General features: G+C 70.9%; 19 protein-coding genes. 4 read left to right on the top strand and 15 right to left on the bottom strand.

The window, feature by feature from the left end:
- Positions 1-41: 41 nt before the first annotated feature.
- From AQJ64_RS41005 to AQJ64_RS40970, 8 genes are all read right to left on the bottom strand, one after another.
- Positions 42-707 (bottom strand): TetR/AcrR family transcriptional regulator, encoded by a 666-nt coding sequence (locus tag AQJ64_RS41005; RefSeq protein WP_055637804.1) that lies wholly within the window; start codon positions 705-707, stop codon positions 42-44.
- 38 nt (positions 708-745) lie between these two features.
- Complete coding sequence (locus AQJ64_RS41000; RefSeq protein ID WP_055637803.1) at positions 746-1,051, bottom strand: DUF4229 domain-containing protein; 306 nt, start codon at positions 1,049-1,051, stop codon at positions 746-748.
- Positions 1,052-1,135: 84 nt separating this feature from the next.
- Positions 1,136-1,660: a GNAT family N-acetyltransferase gene (locus tag AQJ64_RS40995; protein ID WP_055637802.1), complete on the bottom strand. Its 525-nt coding sequence runs from the start codon at positions 1,658-1,660 to the stop codon at positions 1,136-1,138.
- A gap of 59 nt (positions 1,661-1,719) precedes the next feature.
- Positions 1,720-2,883 carry an aminofutalosine synthase MqnE gene (gene mqnE / locus AQJ64_RS40990; protein WP_055637801.1) on the bottom strand — a complete coding sequence of 388 codons (1,164 nt, stop codon included), beginning with the start codon at positions 2,881-2,883 and terminating at the stop codon, positions 1,720-1,722.
- 49 nt (positions 2,884-2,932) lie between these two features.
- Positions 2,933-3,388 carry an Lrp/AsnC family transcriptional regulator gene (locus tag AQJ64_RS40985; protein WP_055637800.1) on the bottom strand — a complete coding sequence of 152 codons (456 nt, stop codon included), beginning with the start codon at positions 3,386-3,388 and terminating at the stop codon, positions 2,933-2,935.
- Positions 3,389-3,482: 94 nt separating this feature from the next.
- On the bottom strand, positions 3,483-4,139 hold the full coding sequence (locus tag AQJ64_RS40980) for a UbiX family flavin prenyltransferase (protein ID WP_055637799.1): 657 nt from the start codon (positions 4,137-4,139) through the stop codon (positions 3,483-3,485).
- A 66-nt stretch (positions 4,140-4,205) separates the two neighbouring features.
- Positions 4,206-5,108, bottom strand: a complete 903-nt coding sequence (mqnP, locus tag AQJ64_RS40975; RefSeq protein ID WP_055637798.1) for a menaquinone biosynthesis prenyltransferase MqnP — start codon at positions 5,106-5,108, stop codon at positions 4,206-4,208.
- A complete protein-coding gene (locus AQJ64_RS40970; RefSeq protein ID WP_055637797.1) occupies positions 5,105-6,562 on the bottom strand; it encodes a menaquinone biosynthesis decarboxylase in 1,458 nt (485 codons plus the stop codon). The genes mqnP and AQJ64_RS40970 overlap by 4 nt, the downstream gene beginning before the upstream one ends.
- Positions 6,563-6,650: 88 nt before the next feature.
- Here AQJ64_RS40970 and AQJ64_RS40965 point away from each other — a divergent pair, with 88 nt between their 5' ends.
- Together AQJ64_RS40965 and AQJ64_RS40960 are read left to right on the top strand one after the other, a co-directional pair.
- Complete coding sequence (locus AQJ64_RS40965) at positions 6,651-7,031, top strand: PLD nuclease N-terminal domain-containing protein (protein ID WP_055637796.1); 381 nt, start codon at positions 6,651-6,653, stop codon at positions 7,029-7,031.
- 442 nt (positions 7,032-7,473) lie between these two features.
- Positions 7,474-8,913 (top strand): purine-cytosine permease family protein, encoded by a 1,440-nt coding sequence (locus tag AQJ64_RS40960; protein WP_055638134.1) that lies wholly within the window; start codon positions 7,474-7,476, stop codon positions 8,911-8,913.
- Here AQJ64_RS40960 and AQJ64_RS49385 read toward each other — a convergent pair.
- The 3 genes from AQJ64_RS49385 to AQJ64_RS40950 are packed head-to-tail and all read right to left on the bottom strand — an operon-like array spanning position 8,843 to position 10,531.
- The gene (locus AQJ64_RS49385; RefSeq protein WP_159060344.1) at positions 8,843-8,986 is read right to left on the bottom strand and encodes a helix-turn-helix domain-containing protein; all 144 of its coding nucleotides are present in this window, start codon (positions 8,984-8,986) and stop codon (positions 8,843-8,845) included. The two genes, AQJ64_RS40960 and AQJ64_RS49385, sit on opposite strands and share 71 nt — an antisense overlap.
- 2 nt (positions 8,987-8,988) lie before the next feature.
- Positions 8,989-10,086, bottom strand: coding sequence for a winged helix DNA-binding domain-containing protein (locus AQJ64_RS40955; protein ID WP_059203469.1), 1,098 nt, complete (start codon positions 10,084-10,086; stop codon positions 8,989-8,991).
- A gap of 22 nt (positions 10,087-10,108) precedes the next feature.
- Complete coding sequence (locus AQJ64_RS40950) at positions 10,109-10,531, bottom strand: VOC family protein (protein ID WP_055639176.1); 423 nt, start codon at positions 10,529-10,531, stop codon at positions 10,109-10,111.
- Positions 10,532-10,617: 86 nt separating this feature from the next.
- On the opposite strand from AQJ64_RS40950, the gene AQJ64_RS40945 reads away from it, so the two are divergent.
- Positions 10,618-11,589, top strand: a complete 972-nt coding sequence (locus AQJ64_RS40945; RefSeq protein WP_059203468.1) for a helix-turn-helix transcriptional regulator — start codon at positions 10,618-10,620, stop codon at positions 11,587-11,589.
- A 34-nt stretch (positions 11,590-11,623) separates the two neighbouring features.
- Here AQJ64_RS40945 and AQJ64_RS40940 read toward each other — a convergent pair whose 3' ends face one another.
- The 3 genes from AQJ64_RS40940 to AQJ64_RS40930 are packed head-to-tail and all read right to left on the bottom strand — an operon-like array spanning position 11,624 to position 13,183.
- Positions 11,624-12,040 (bottom strand): PIN domain nuclease, encoded by a 417-nt coding sequence (locus AQJ64_RS40940; protein WP_055636661.1) that lies wholly within the window; start codon positions 12,038-12,040, stop codon positions 11,624-11,626.
- On the bottom strand, positions 12,037-12,357 hold the full coding sequence (locus tag AQJ64_RS50330) for a DUF397 domain-containing protein (RefSeq protein ID WP_059203467.1): 321 nt from the start codon (positions 12,355-12,357) through the stop codon (positions 12,037-12,039). The genes AQJ64_RS40940 and AQJ64_RS50330 overlap by 4 nt, the downstream gene beginning before the upstream one ends.
- Entirely contained in the window at positions 12,263-13,183 is a 921-nt protein-coding gene (locus AQJ64_RS40930; protein ID WP_063808104.1) for a helix-turn-helix domain-containing protein, read from the bottom strand. Before AQJ64_RS40930 ends, AQJ64_RS50330 begins: the two co-directional genes overlap by 95 nt.
- A gap of 102 nt (positions 13,184-13,285) precedes the next feature.
- On the opposite strand from AQJ64_RS40930, the gene AQJ64_RS52135 reads away from it, so the two are divergent.
- Positions 13,286-13,861, top strand: coding sequence for a DUF7848 domain-containing protein (locus AQJ64_RS52135; RefSeq protein WP_059203466.1), 576 nt, complete (start codon positions 13,286-13,288; stop codon positions 13,859-13,861).
- Here the strand turns inward: AQJ64_RS52135 and AQJ64_RS40920 are convergent.
- Positions 13,858-14,514, bottom strand: coding sequence for a hypothetical protein (locus tag AQJ64_RS40920; RefSeq protein ID WP_240512597.1), 657 nt, complete (start codon positions 14,512-14,514; stop codon positions 13,858-13,860). The genes AQJ64_RS52135 and AQJ64_RS40920 overlap by 4 nt on opposite strands.
- Positions 14,515-14,555 lie beyond the last annotated feature (41 nt).

Here is a 14,555-nt window from a genome sequence, read left to right as displayed (position 1 = left end):
GCGGCCCAGTGCCGGGAGTCCTGCGTCCTGCATGACAAGTGTCATGCGTGTCCCACGTCGTCGGCGGCGGGCGGCGGGGACCAGGACCGTCCCTGCGTCAGATCGCCCAGTCCCGCCCACGCGAAGTTCATCAGGGTGGCCGCCGCCTGCCGGGCCGTGACGCCCTCGGTGGCGTTGGCCCAGACGGCGAGCGACTCCGCCGCGCCGACGAGCGCCTCGGCGAGCCCGGCGACCTCCCGCTCGGGCAGGTCGGGGTCACGGTGCGCCTCACGGGCCCCCACGGCTATGAGGTGGGTGACGAACGCGACGATCTCCTCGCGCATCGCGGCGGCCTCGGCGGCGAAGGTCTCACCGTGGGTGCGGGCCTGGAGGTGCACGACGGACCAGGCGTGCGGATGGGCGGCGGTGTGGGCGAAGAACGCCAGCAGACCGTCCCAGAGCCGGCGGTCGGCCGGCAGATCGGTACGGACGCCCGAGCGCACCGCGTCCACCAGCGCGCTCGCCTCGCGGCGGATGCAGGCGGTGAAGAGGTCTTCCTTGGAGTTCAGGTACAGGTACACCAACGGCTTGGAGACGCCCGCCAGTTCGGCGATCTCGTCCATGGACGCGGCCATGTACCCCCGCTGCCCGAAGATCTCCACGGCGGCGTCCAGCATCTGCTGCTCACGGACCGCGCGTGGCATCCGTTTGGTCTTCACGGCACCCATGGGACCAGCCTAGTTGGACCGGGCGGGAGTGAACTCGGTCAGGAGGGCTGGCTCTGGGCCTGGGCCTCGGCCGCGTCGACCGCCTCGTCCTCCTGGGAGCGGTTGGCCTCCAGGTTGGCCTTCATCCGGTCCACCCGCTGCACGACGCTCACCGAGGCGCGGTCGCGCTCCTTGCGCAGGACGACGAAGCTGATGGGGGCGGAGACGACCAGCGCGAGCAGGACGATCCACATGCCGTTGGAGTCGCCGAGGCCGCGCGGCAGGACACCGAAGTAGACCAGGCCCCAGACGGCCAGGAGGCTGCCGGCGAAGACGCCGAGGCGCATCAGCGTGTAGCGGAGCATCTCAATCCACTCTTCCTTCTCCAAAAAGGGCCGTCGTCCAGTGAAGCACGCCGGGCTCCCGATCTTGCAACGGGGTGCGGGCGGTCAGGTGAGCGGCAGCAGCATGGTGATGTCGTCGCGGTCGTCGTCGGGGGCGACCCGGATGGCACCGGGGACCCGGCCGACCTCCTTGTAGCCGCAGGAGCCGTAGAACCGCTCCAGGCCGAGTCCGCCCCGGCAGCCGAGCCGGATCGCGTCGATGCCGTCGAAGCCGCGGGCCGCGTCGGCGGCCGCCGTCAGCAGGTCACGGCCGTGTCCCCGGCCCTGGTGGCGCGGGTGCACCATCACCGTGCAGAGCCACAGCCAGTGGGTCTGGAGCCGGTGGGTGTTGAAGCAGAAGAAGGCGGTGGCGGCGACCTGTCCCGCCGCGTCGTGCCCGACGAGCAGCCGGTGCCGCCCCTCGGCCATCGCCACGAGGTGCTTCACCAGCTCGGGCCGGATCTCCTCCCGCTCCACCGGCGCCACGAAGCCGACGGCCCCACCCGCGTTGGACACGTCGGCCCACAGGTCGAGGATGCCGTCCCGGAGGGCGGGGGTGACGGCCGGATCGAGCACGAAGGTAAGGGCCATAGGGGCAGGGTAGTCATTACCCCGCCCCGACCTCAACAGGGTGTCGAACCCGCGGCGTCTCAGACCCGCATCGGCTGCGGCGACTCCCGGCGCAGGGGGTCCGGGCCCTCGTACTCGCGGATGATCTCGTAGCGCGTGTTCCGTTCCACCGGGCGGAAGCCCGCGTCGCGGATGAGGTCGAGGAGGTCCTCGCGGGTCAGCTTGTTGGGGGTGCCGTAGTTGTCGGCGTCGTGGGTGATCTTGTACTCGACGACCGAGCCGTCCATGTCGTCCGCGCCGTGCTGGAGCGCGAGCTGCGCGGTCTGGACACCGTGCATGACCCAGAAGACCTTGACGTGCGGCACGTTGTCGAACAGCAACCGGGAGACCGCGAAGGTCTTCAGGGCCTCCGCGCCGGTCGCCATCTGGGTGCGGGCCTGGAGCCGGTTGCGGACCTTGCCGTCCTTCATGTCCACGAAGTCGTGCTGGTAGCGCAGCGGGATGAAGACCTGGAAGCCGTTCGTCTCGTCCTGCAGCTCACGCAGGCGCAGCACATGGTCCACGCGGTGGCGGGGCTCCTCGATGTGGCCGTACAGCATGGTGCACGGGGTCTTCAGACCCTTCTCGTGCGCCAGGCGGTGGATGCGGGACCAGTCCTCCCAGTGGGTGCGGTGGTCCACGATGTGCTGCCGGACCTCCCAGTCGAAGATCTCCGCGCCGCCGCCGGTGAGGGACTCCAGCCCCGCGTCGATCAGCTCGTCGAGGATCTCCGAGGCCGACAGACCGCTGATCGTCTCGAAGTGGTGGATCTCGGTGGCCGTGAAGGCCTTCAGGGAGACGTGCGGGAGGGCCGCCTTCAGCTCCCGCAGCGAGCGCGGGTAGTAGCGCCACGGCAGGTTCGGGTGCAGGCCGTTGACGATGTGGAGTTCCGTGAGGTTCTCGCTCTCCATCGCCTTGGCGAGCTTCACCGCCTCCTCGATGCGCATCGTGTACGCGTCCTTCTCGCCCGGCTTGCGCTGGAAGGAGCAGTAGGCGCAGGAGGCGGTGCACACGTTGGTCATGTTGAGGTGCCGGTTGACGTTGAAGTGCACCACGTCGCCGTTCTTGCGGGTGCGCACCTCGTGGGCGAGGCCGCCGAGCCACGCCAGGTCGTCCGACTCGTACAGCGCGATGCCGTCCTCGCGGGTCAGCCGCTCACCGGCCCCGACCTTCTCCTCCAGCTCGCGCTTGAGCCCGACGTCCATGCCCACACCTTTCCTCGACCAGCGACTGACCAACCGTACGCCCAAGGCTCTAGACCTCTTCGGGAAGCTCCCCGACCCGGTTCTCCCACTTCGTGGAGAGCACGATGGTGGTACGGGTCCGGGAGACCCCCTTGGTCCCCGACAGCCGCCGGATGATCTTCTCCAGCCCGTCCACGTCGTTCGCCCGCACCTTGAGCATGAACGAGTCGTCGCCGGCGATGAACCAGCAGTCCTCGATCTCGCCGAAGTCCCGCAGCCGGTTCGCCACGTCCTCGTGGTCGGCGGCGTCGGAGAGGGAGATGCCGATGAGGGCGATGACGCCGAGGCCGAGCTGGGCGGCGTTCACCGTGGCGCGATAACCGGTGATGACACCGGCCGCCTCCAGCCGGTTGATGCGGTCGGTGACGCTGGGTCCCGACAGGCCGACGAGGCGCCCCAGCTCCGCGTAGGAGGCCCGGCCGTTCTCCCGCAGGGCCTGGATGAGCTGCCTGTCCACCGCGTCCATGCGAATCGAAGCCTTCCGATCAGAGTTCCTGAAGAGACGAGAAGAGATGAAGGGACGAAGAGATGAGGGGTGCTGCGACTTGCTCAGATGACGCTCAGGCGTTCCGGGTTCCGGATCCACCGCCCAGTTCGCCCTCCCAGCGGCGGTAGAGCCCGTGCGCGGCCCCCGCGGCGTCCAGCACCCGTCCGGCGACGAAGTCGACCAGGTCCTGGATGTGGGTGGCGCCCGCGTAGAACGCGGGCGAGGCCGGGACCACGGCGGCGCCCAGGTCGTCCAGGGTCACCAGATGGCGCAGGGTCTGCCCGTTCAGCGGGGTCTCCCGTACGGCGACGACGAGCGTCCGGCGTTCCTTGAGCGTGACGGAGGCGGCCCGCTGGAGCAGATCCTTGGACAGCCCGAGCGCGACCCCGGCGACACACGCGGTCGAGGCCGGGACGATGATCATCCCTTTCGCGGGATACGACCCCGAGGACGGCCCCGCGGCCAGGTCCCCGGCGGCCCAGTACCGCACCGCGCTGACGTCGGCGTCGAAGGTGCCCGGCTTGCCGTCGGCCCCCCGCCCGAGCCATTCCCGCAGGTCTTCCTGCCAGTGCCCGTCCCGGAAGGAGATCCCGGTCTCGTCGAGCAGCGTGAGCCGCGAGGCCCGGCTGACCACCAGGTCCACGCTCTCGCCCCCGGCGAGCAGCGCCCGCAGCACCGCGGCGGCATACGGCGTACCGGACGCCCCGGACACCCCCACGATCCAAGGCACGCGCTGCGTTTCTCCTGCGTTCACACCTTGAGCGTACCGGTGAGCAGGAGGGTCTTCAGGACCGGACTACACCGTGAGCCCGCGCATCAGGAGGTCGGCGAGCGCACAGACGAACAGGCTGATCCCGATGAAACCGTTCGTCGAGAAGAACGCCCTGTTCAGACGGGACAGGTCATGGGGGCGCACGATGGTGTGCTCGTAACCGAAGGCGCCGACGACGATCACCAGTCCGAGCCAGAAGAAGGCACCGGCGCCGGTGGCGAGCGCGTACCAGACGAACAGGGCCGTGGTGACGGCGTGACAGGCGCGGGCGCCCCATACGGCCGCCGGGATGCCGAAGCGGGCCGGGACCGACATCACGCCGATCTCGCGGTCGGTCTCGACGTCCTGGCAGGCGTAGATCAGGTCGAAGCCGCCGATCCAGATGCCGACGGCGAGACCGAGGACGACCGCGTCCCAGGACCACTCACCGGTGACGGCCAGCCAGCCGCCGACCGGTCCCATCGCCTGGGCGAGCCCCAGGATGGCCTGCGGGAAGTTCGTGAAGCGTTTCCCGTAGGGGTAGACCACCATCGGGATCACGGCGACCGGCGCCAGGGCGAGGCACAGGGGGTTCAGCATCGCCGCCGAGCCCAGGAAGACGGCCACCGCGATCAGCGCGCCGGTCCAGGCGTGCTTCACCGACATCGCGCCGGTGACCAGCTCACGGTGGGCCGTGCGCGGGTTGCGGGCGTCGATCTCGCGGTCGATGATCCGGTTGACCGCCATGGCGAAGGTGCGCAGGCCCACCATGCAGACGGTGACCAGGAGCAGCCGCCCCCAGTGGATGTTCCTGTCGAGCTGGAACATCGCCGTCAGCGCGGCGATGTAGGCGAAGGGCAGCGCGAAGACCGAGTGCTCGATCATCACCAGCCGCAGGAAGGCCTTGGTGCGTCCCGGCTGCGGGAGCGCTGCGGAGGCGGAGCTCACAGGCCGTACTCCTTCCAGCGGCGGTCGACCTTCGCCGCCGTGTCGGGATCGGGCAGGACCATGTCCGGCCAGCCCCCGTCGCGCGTGTAGCCCTCCTCGGGCCACTTCTTCGTCGCGTCGATGCCCGCCTTGCCTCCCCAGAACTGCTGGTAGGAGGCGTGGTCGAGATGGTCGACGGGGCCTTCGACGATGCTCAGGTCACGGGCGTAGTCCGTGTTGCCGAGGGCCCGCCAGGCGACCTCGTGCAGATCGTGGACGTCGCAGTCGGAGTCGACGACCACGATCAGCTTGGTCAGGGACATCATGTGGGCGCCCCAGATGGCGTGCATGACCTTCTGCGCGTGCTTGGGGTACTTCTTGTCGATCGACACGATCGCGCAGTTGTGGAAGCCCCCCGCCTCGGGGAGGTGGTAGTCCACGATGTCCGGGACGATGATCTTCAGCAGGGGCAGGAAGAAGCGCTCCGTGGCCTTCCCCAGCGGGCCGTCCTCCGTCGGCGGGCGGCCGACGACGATCGACTGGAGCAGCGGGCGCTTCCGCATGGTCACGCAGTCGATCGTCAGCGCGGGGAACGGTTCCTGCGGGGTGTAGAACCCGGTGTGGTCGCCGAAGGGGCCCTCGGGGAGCATCTCGCCCGGCTCCAGCCAGCCCTCCAGCACCACCTCCGCCTGCGCCGGCACCTGCAACGGCACGGTCTTGCAGTCGACCATCTCGATCCGCCTGCCCGCGAGGAACCCGGCGAACAGGTACTCGTCGATGTCGCCGGGGAGCGGCGCGGTGGAGGCGTACGTCACGGCGGGCGGGCAGCCGAAGGCGATCGCGACCGGCAGCCGCTCACCGCGCCGGGCCGCCACCTGGTAGTGGTTGCGGCTGTCCTTGTGGATCTGCCAGTGCATACCGATGGTGCGCCGGTCGTGGCGCTGGAGCCGGTACAGCCCGAGGTTGCGGATCCCGGACTCCGGGTCCTTGGTGTGGGTGAGGCCGAGGTTGAAGAACGAGCCGCCGTCCTGCGGCCAGGTGAAGAGCGCGGGGAGCTGCTCCAGGTCCACGTCGTCGCCGTGCAGGACGACTTCCTGGACGGGGGCGTCCCCGGACTTCACCTTCTTCGGCGGGACGTGGGTCATCGCGCCGAGCTTGCCGAACGCCTCGCGCACGCCGACGAACCCGTGCGGCAGCTCGGGCCGCAGCAGTCCGCCGATCTTCTCGCTGATCTCGCCGTACGACTTCAGCCCGAGCGCCTTCAACAGGCGGCGGTCGGTGCCGAAGACATTCATCGCGAGGGGCATCGAGGAGCCCTTCACGTTCTCGAAGAGAAGCGCGGGACCGCCGGACTTCTGGACGCGGTCGACGATCTCCCCGACCTCCAGATACGGATCGACCTCGGCTTTCACGCGCTTGAGGTCGCCTTCCCGCTCCAGTGCCCTGAGCAGGGAACGAAGATCGTCGTAAGCCATGTGTCCCAGTATCGGCCACCCGCTACCCTGGCCCCGTCACCGGGGCCGTCCCCTGCCCCGTCGCCGTCTTCCGGGAGAACCCGCCACCATGCTCAGGTATCTGCCGTTCCTGCTGGTCCTGGCACTGTGGATCTATGCCTTCATCGACTGCCTGAACACCCCCGAGGAGGAGGTCCGGGGCCTGCCGAAGGTGGTGTGGGTGCTGATCATCCTGCTCTTCGGCGAGGTGCTGGTCGGTCCGGTGGCCTGGCTGGTGGCGGGCAAGGTGCGCGGCGCGCCCGGCGGTGGTGCCGTCGCCGGGAGCGGGAAGTGGGTGGCACCCGACGACAACCCCGAATTCCTGAAGTCCCTGAAGGACGAGAAGGCCAGGAACGACGAACAGCTCCTGAAGGACTGGGAGGACGACCTGCGCCGGCGCGAGGAGGAGCTCAAGCGCCGCGAGTCGGGCGAGGACCCCAAGGACGCCTAGGGCGTGTGTCGAAAGTCCCGTCTGGCCCGCGACGCCTGGCACGGCGCCTCGCCGCGTTGTCGGGATCGTCCGCGTACGCCCGGTACGCGGACGACCCTCCGCCGTGCGACGCACCGCACCGGACGCCGCGGGCCCCGCCCTCCGGGCGGACGGCGCTGCTTTCGACACACGCCCTAGTGCCGCGGCAGGCAACGTCTGCCCGTCAAGGAGCGGCGTCCGGTGCGTGCTCTCGGCGTGCCGGCCGGAAGTCCTCGTACTGGACGTACTTGGGCTTTCGGCCGGTGCGGCGGGAGTGCGTGCCGGGCGTCGCGACGGGGCGAACGTCGCCTGCCGCGGCACTAGCCGACAGGGCCCAGCCCTACAGGTTGTACGCCGCCGGGGCTCCCGGAGCGGACAATGCGCCTCTGGGCCGTGAGGGGTGGGAACCGGACACTTACCTCGCATGACGACTGCTCCCGCCGACTCCCCCGGCGCCCTCGCCCCCGCCTACGGTGACAAGGTCATCGCCGTCGAGACGGCGGGCTCGGACCCCATCCCCGACGCCGAGCGGCACGGCTCCCCGCTCCAGCTGCTGTGGACCTGGGCCTCCCCGAACATCGAGTTCGCGACGGTCTACATCGGCGTGATCTCGGTCCTCTTCTTCGGCCTGGGCTTCTGGCAGGCCACGGCGGCGATCGTCCTCGGCACCGCGCTGGGCGCGATCACACAGGGGGTGCTGTCCCTGGACGGTCCCCGGTTCGGCGTCCCGCAGATGGTGGTGGGCCGGCTGTCCTTCGGCTTCCGGGGCAACATCCTCCCCGCTGCCGCCAACGGCCTGGTCGCGGGCGTCGGCTGGTTCGCGGTGAACAGCGTGAGCGCGGCCTTCGCCCTCAACACGCTCACCGGTCTGCGCCCGCTCCCCTCCCTCCTCCTCGTGGTGGCGGCCGAGATCCTGATCGGTTTCATCGGTCACAACTTCGTGCACACCTTCGAGAAGTACGCCTTCCCGGCCCTCGCGGTGATCTTCCTGCTGGCCGGCGGGTGGACCCTCGACCACGCGGACCTCGGCGGGGGCGGCACGGGCGGCGGCATCGGCGGCTTCCTGCTCGCGTTCAGCGCGGCCTGGGGGTACGCGGCGGGCTGGAACCCGTACGCCACCGACTACTCCCGCTACCTCCCGCGCACGGCGGACAAGTTCCGTACGGTCCTCTACCCGGCGGCCGGCCTCTTCGTCTCCGTCGCCCTCGTCGCGATCATCGGCGCGGCCTCGGCGACGATCGTGGCCCCGCGGGGCGCCACCCCGACCGCCGCCTTCACCGGTCATCTCCCGGGCTGGCTCGGCGATCTGGTGCTGATCGCCATCATCCTCGGAGCGGTCTCGGCGAACGCCCTCAACGTCTACTCCGGGGCGATCTCCCTCACCTCCCTCGGCCTGAACCTCCCCACCTGGCTGAGCCGCAGCGTGCTGGTCGTGGTCTCGGGCGTGGCGGGTACGGCGGCGGCGTGGGCGTCCCTGTCGGACGCCGGGTCGGCCTACGAGGCGTTCCTGCTCGTCATCGCGTACTGGGTCGCTCCGTGGCTGGGGGTCGTCCTGACGGAACGCCTGCTCCAGGGCCGTACGGCCTCGGACGAGGAACTCTCCACCCGCCTGTCCGACCGCTCCTTCACCAACCGGCCGGGAATCGCCGCCCTGTTGATCGGCGTGGCGGTGTCGGTCCCGCTCTTCTCCAACCAGGAGAAGTACGTCGGATACGTCCCCGCGCACTGGCCGTCGTTCGGGGACATCACCCCGCTGGTGGGGTTCCTGGTGAGCGCCGGGCTGTACGCCGTGCTCAGTCGCGCAGGACGAGGTCCAGCAGGCCCGGGAAGCGGGCGTCGAACTCCTGGCGCCGCAGCCGGTTGACCCGGCGGGGCCCCTCGTCGCGCTGTTCGACGAGGCCCGCCGCGGGCAGGACCGCGAAGTGATGGCTGAGCACCGTCAGTCCTCGGTGTCGAGCCGGATGTGCTCGATGTCCTGGTCCAGGAAGGCGGCCAGGTCCTCGGCCTCGGCACGGACGGCTTCCTCCTCCCGGGCGGAGAGAGGGCGCAGCGGGCCGATCCGGAGGTGTCCACCGCGCGCGGCCCAGGTGGCGGTGACACGTCCGTCGACCAGGACCATGCGGTGGCCCGCGACGGACAGACCGAGGTGGGCGGCGTCGATGATGCGGCCGCGGTCGTGGTAGCCGAGGACGGCGTTGTCGAAGGCGGGCAGGAACCGGACGGGGGCCGGGGTGTCGGGGTCGGGACGGGGCGCGTCGGGCAGATCGAGCAGTTCGCGGCCGCGTTCGTCGCGGAAGGCGACGAGTTCCTCCCGGACGGCCCTGACGGCGGCGGGCAGCCCGGCGAGGCCGCACCAGGCACGCAGGTCCGCACTGGCGGCGGGCCCGTGGGCGGCGAGGTAGCGGAGCAGCAACTGCCGGCCGACGGGATCGCCCTCCCCGACGGGCAGCGGGTCGGCGTCCCGTTCCAGCCAGGTGGCCAGCGGCAGGTTGCGTACCCCGGCCGTCCGCTGCCAGAGCCCGCGGGGCGGGAGCTGGACCATCGGGACGAGGGCCGCGACGAGCAGCTCGCCCAGGACCCGGCGCGGTGGACCGGGCCAGCGGGCTTCGAGGGCTTGTACGAGTTCGCGCATGGTGCGGGGCCGCCGGTCGGCCATGACCGCGTGGCCGGCGGCGGCGACCTCGTCCAGGTCGACGCCGGCCAGTTCGCGCCGGTAGGTGCCGAGCACCCGCTGCCGCAGCATGGCGTCGTGGCGGGCCCGCCAGGCGAGCGCGTCGTCGGCGGTGACCAGGTGGACGGTACGGCGCATCAGATGGGTGCGCACCACCGTACGGCCGGTCAGCGCGTCGTCCAGCTGTCCCGGCTCGAAGCCGACGAGGCGGGACCACAGCCCGATGAACGGTTCCTGCGGCTCCTGCGCCTGGAGGCCGCACAGGTGGGCCACCGCCTCGGGCACCGACGCGTCGCCGCGGGCGAGCAGATGCTGACGGGCGAGGGTGGCCCGGTTGAGGGCGCGGCTGTCGAGGACGGCGGTCATGGCGTTCCCGGGTCCGGCCGGCTCAGCCGTGGTACGGGGCGGTGACGTCCAGGACCCAGGTGACGCCGAAGCGGTCGGTGAGCATGCCGTACAGCGGCGCCCACGGCGCGGGCTCCAGCGCGCGCACCACGGTCGACCCCTCGGCGAGCCTGCCCCACAGGGCGCCGATCTCCTCGGCGTCGTCACCGCGCACGGACACGAAGAACGGGTTCTCGCCCTGGCTCCAGGGCAGTTGCGCGGGCACGTCGTACGCCATCACGTGGAAGCCGTTGTCGCCGGCCACCTCGCCCCACATCAGCCAGTCCGCCTCGCTCTCGTCGCGCACGGCGCCCGCGTCCTTGTAGGTGACGGCGACCGTACGTCCGCCGAAGACGGACCGGTAGAAGTCCAGCGCCTCGCGCGCGGTGCCCCGGAAGTTGAGGTGGGTGGTGGTCGTGACGGACATGGTCGGCTCCTCGCCTCGTTGGTGAAGCCCACCCTGACGGAGGTAGCGGACAGGTTGTGTCCTGTACTCCCGGGAAGATCGACCGCATGCAGAAAACCTCCGCCCGGCTGCTCGCCCTGCTCTCGCTGCTCCAGACGCACCGCGACTGGTCGGGAGGGGATCTCGCCGGCCGCCTCGACATCACCGCGCGCACCGTGCGCCGTGACATCGACCGGCTGCGCGAGCTGGGCTACCGGATCACGACCCTCAAAGGACCGGCCGGCGGCTACCGGCTGGAGGCCGGCGCCCAGTTGCCGCCCCTGCTGTTCGACGACGGCCAGGCGATCGCCCTGGCCGTCGCGCTCCGGACCGCGGCCGCGGACACCACCCTCACCTCCGTCGCCGAGGACGCCACCCGCGCCCTGGCCACCCTCCGCCAGGTGATGCCGCCCCGGCTGCGCCACCGCATCGACCTGCTGGACATCACCGCGGTCCCGCCGCCCGCGCCCCACGACACCCCGCGGGTCGACCGTGAGGTCCTGCTGGAGCTGAGCCGCGCCCTCCACGCCCGCGAGGAACTGCGCTTCGACTACCCGCCGACCCCCGACGCCCCCCGCCGGGTACACCCCCACCACCTGGTCACCCGCAACCACCGCTGGTACCTCGTGGCCTGGGACCTCACCCGCGAGGACTGGCGCACCTTCCGCGTCGACCGCATCCGTCCCCGCACCCCCAACGGCCCCCGCTTCACCCCGCGGGCGCTTCCCGGCGGTGATGTCTCCACCTTCCTCACCGGCCGGTTCCGCGGCAACGACGGCACCACCACGGACTGGCCCTGCCGGGGCGAGGTCGTCCTCCACCTCCCCGCCGCGGATGTCGCGCCCCACGCCCGGGACGGCATCGTCGAGGAACTCGGCCCCGACCGCTGCCGCCTCACCCTCGGTTCCTGGTCCTGGCCCGGCCTCGCCGCGACCCTCGGCCACTTCGACACCGAGATCGAGGTCATCGGCCCACCGGAACTGACCGCGGCCCTCGCCGACCTCGCGGCCCGTTACGCCCGCGCGGGCCGGACGCGCTGAGGGTGGGGCGGCGGGGGTGCTTGAGTGGGCCGCGTCAGTCGGCGGTACCTGCCGGAACCACCCAGCGGGTCGGCTGCCCGGTCACGCCCGCGATCATGTCGTAGTCCCCGTCGTAGTGCAGGACCGTGGCGCCACTACGCTCGGCCGTCGCCGCGATGACCAGGTCGGAGACCGACAGCGCCTTCCAGTTGCCCGCGGCGATGAGCCGCGTCTGCACGTCCAACGCCCGGTCCCACGCCTCGTCGGGCGTGGGCAGCCGGTCGAACCCCCGCATCTCGTCCCGGATCCGTTCCGCGTCCGCCTTCGAACGGGCGCTGCGGAGGATCTCGAATTCGACGGCGCCGCAACCCGCCGGCAGCCCGGCATTGTGAAGCGGGTCGATCACGGCACGAACGGCGGGTTTGGGGTAGCGGGCGAGCGCGGACTTGTCGATGAGACAGCGGTCGTTCAGACGGCCCGGTGCGGGTCGCCCGCACTCGCCGAGGCTTCGACCGGTCCGGTCAGGTCGGGCAGCCCGCCTTCCGCGAGCCAGCCCAGGAAGGACGCGCGCTTCCTGCGCTTGATCGCATCCTCGTCGGCCCCGGGTCCGTCTGGGAAAGCACGCACCTCCGCTACGAACACGGCCCAGGCGCTCCGCGGGATGAGCAGGATGGGGCCGTCGGGGGTCTTGCTGTCACGGACGGGGACGACGGAGGTGGATTCGGGGGCGATTTCGAGGCAGTCGCCGCCGTTGGCCCCGCTGTAGCTGCTCTTGATCCAGGTCGCCATAGTGCCCGTACCCTTCCATCACGCCACAGATCAGGGCGGCGGAGTCAGAGGCTGACAGTGCATCGGCCCTGAGCACATCATAGGTCTGGCTGTGGGCCAGGAAGATGGACGGATCGTCGCTGAAGTGGCCACGGTCCAGCGATTCCGAGTACACCCACTCATGCCCGTCAGGCAGCCTGATCAAAGACATCGAGGTGTCGGGCCGGTCAATGTCGGCACGGCTCAACGGAACCACCTGGATGCGGATGTTGGGCAGTTCCCCGACCCGCAGCAGATGTGCGCACTGCTCCCACATGATCTCGCGTCCGCCCACCACATGCCGCAGGCAGCTCTCGTCCAGTACGACTATGTAATACGGGCCGCCCTTGGCGTAGAAGCGCTGTTGGCGGCTGAGTCGGGCCCGGACGCGCTCCTCCACGTCGTCGGCGTGGGGCAGACGGCGGGCAAAGAGCGCGGCGGCGTAGTCGGGGGTCTGCAACAGGCCTGGCACCACCTGCGCCTGATAGGCCCGCAGGGCCACAGCCTCCGCGTCCATCTGCGCCCGGCGCTCGAACCAGTCCGGATGCTCCACCTGCGGATACCAGTCGATCCGCCCCCACAGCCGCCCCAACGCCCCACCCGTACCCAGCAGTTCGTCGCAGGTCCGTGCGAACGGCTCCTGCGGCACCCGTGTCCCCGCCTCGACCCTCGCCACCAGCGAGCGATCGCAGGGGATCGTCTTCGCCAACGCCTCCTGCGTGAGCAGGGCCGCCTCACGGAAGTGGCGCAACAGTTCCCCGAACAGGGCGGCGTTGGTGGTCACTCTCCTCGCCTCCCTCCGTGACAGATGCCCTTGTCACACGTCGGGCATTGATACGCACCGTGCCCGACCGTCACGCTCGACACACCCGGAGTCACCAAGCCGGTACGGAGAGGGAACGGACAGGGCATGACCGAACACATCGAGGGCGGGTTCGAAACGGGAACGGTCGTCTACGACCCCAGGTCGGACAAGGTGGGCGAGTATCAGGGCAAGGCCGGTCCCCATGCCCTCCTGCGTCCCCTGGGCGGCGGCCGGGAGTGGGAGGCCCGCCCCGAACTGCTCCGCCCCGCCACCCCCACCGAACGCCTCACCGCGAGCCTGCGGGCCGCCAACTCCCGCTCGCTGCACGGCGGCCCGCCCACCCCGGTCCGTGACTGTGCCGCCTGCGCCGACCTGGCCGGACTGCGCGACGCGGCCCGCGCCCGCCACGACGGCAGCGCGGAGACCGACGCGAACGTCCTGCTCCGCCGCCACCAACGCCGCTACCACACGGCCTTCCTGGGGCTGCCCGAGTACACCGCGGCCGAGTACACCGCGGCCGAGTACGAGATGTCCTGCACCCACTGCCCCGCCGCCTCCGGCACGCGACCCGGCCCCGCCGAGATCGAGGAGTGGCAGAGCGGGCATGCCCGGGAGACCGGGCACACCCGCTACCGCCGCGCCTTCACCGAGTACGCGGCGCCGAACCGGCCGGAGCGCTAGACGGTCCGCAGCCGGAGCAGGAACTGGCAGCCGCCCGGGCGCCCGTCGGCGTCGATGCCCACGGTCACCGGGCTGCCCGCGAACGCCGAGCGGTACTGGCCGGCGGGGAGGGCGTTCACGCACTGACCCCCGTCGCCGTCGGCGTAGAACTGCACATCGAGGACCACGTCGGAGCGGCCCGACACGGTGAAGGTGAGGTTGCACCAGCCGGACCGGTTGTCGGTGTCGACCCGGACACTGGGGCCGAAGGTCCTGAACCGCTGGATCGGTATCCGGTAGGTGCCCTGGCTTCCGCACTGGCCGGCGTCGCCGCCGGGGCTGGCCTGGAAGCCGTACGTGAGGGACGCGCCCGCGAGGGTGTTGTCGGGATCGTAGACACCGAAGGCCAGCTGACAGCCGCCCGGGCGGTTGTCGGTGTCGAAGCGGATCGAGCGCGTGAAGTCCGGTGTCCCACCCCACTGCTGTCCCGTCGTTCCGCCGCACTGGCCGGCGTCGCCGTCGGGGTTGAACTGGATGCCGATCTCCGCGGCGGCGGTGAGCGCGCCGGTTTCCGACGCGTGCGCCGCCGTACCGGAGAGGCCGACGATCAGCGCACCGGCGGCGAGAACGCCCGAGACCGCTCTCAGGCGTCCGGTCAGGCATAACTTCCTCACGATGGGGTCCCCTCCCGAGAAGTCATGATGCATCGCAACCG

Source organism: Streptomyces griseoruber (assembly GCF_001514205.1).
Taxonomy (GTDB): domain Bacteria; phylum Actinomycetota; class Actinomycetes; order Streptomycetales; family Streptomycetaceae; genus Streptomyces; species Streptomyces griseoruber.
Note: the sequence above shows the minus strand (reverse complement) of the source record. Positions and strands in the feature narration are given on the sequence as shown.

Coding starts and splice junctions, on each gene's coding strand:
- AQJ64_RS40960 (WP_055638134.1), top strand. CDS start 7,474: ATGACGACTGCTCCCGCCGACTCCCCCGGCGCCCTCGCCCCCGCCTAC.
- AQJ64_RS40965 (WP_055637796.1), top strand. CDS start 6,651: ATGCTCAGGTATCTGCCGTTCCTGCTGGTCCTGGCACTGTGGATCTAT.
- AQJ64_RS40945 (WP_059203468.1), top strand. CDS start 10,618: ATGCAGAAAACCTCCGCCCGGCTGCTCGCCCTGCTCTCGCTGCTCCAG.
- AQJ64_RS40995 (WP_055637802.1), bottom strand. CDS start 1,660: ATGGCCCTTACCTTCGTGCTCGATCCGGCCGTCACCCCCGCCCTCCGG.
- AQJ64_RS40950 (WP_055639176.1), bottom strand. CDS start 10,531: ATGTCCGTCACGACCACCACCCACCTCAACTTCCGGGGCACCGCGCGC.
- AQJ64_RS40955 (WP_059203469.1), bottom strand. CDS start 10,086: ATGACCGCCGTCCTCGACAGCCGCGCCCTCAACCGGGCCACCCTCGCC.
- AQJ64_RS50330 (WP_059203467.1), bottom strand. CDS start 12,357: ATGGCGACCTGGATCAAGAGCAGCTACAGCGGGGCCAACGGCGGCGAC.
- AQJ64_RS40970 (WP_055637797.1), bottom strand. CDS start 6,562: ATGGCTTACGACGATCTTCGTTCCCTGCTCAGGGCACTGGAGCGGGAA.
- AQJ64_RS40985 (WP_055637800.1), bottom strand. CDS start 3,388: ATGGACGCGGTGGACAGGCAGCTCATCCAGGCCCTGCGGGAGAACGGC.
- AQJ64_RS41000 (WP_055637803.1), bottom strand. CDS start 1,051: ATGCTCCGCTACACGCTGATGCGCCTCGGCGTCTTCGCCGGCAGCCTC.
- mqnE (WP_055637801.1), bottom strand. CDS start 2,883: ATGGACGTCGGGCTCAAGCGCGAGCTGGAGGAGAAGGTCGGGGCCGGT.
- AQJ64_RS52135 (WP_059203466.1), top strand. CDS start 13,286: ATGACCGAACACATCGAGGGCGGGTTCGAAACGGGAACGGTCGTCTAC.
- AQJ64_RS41005 (WP_055637804.1), bottom strand. CDS start 707: ATGGGTGCCGTGAAGACCAAACGGATGCCACGCGCGGTCCGTGAGCAG.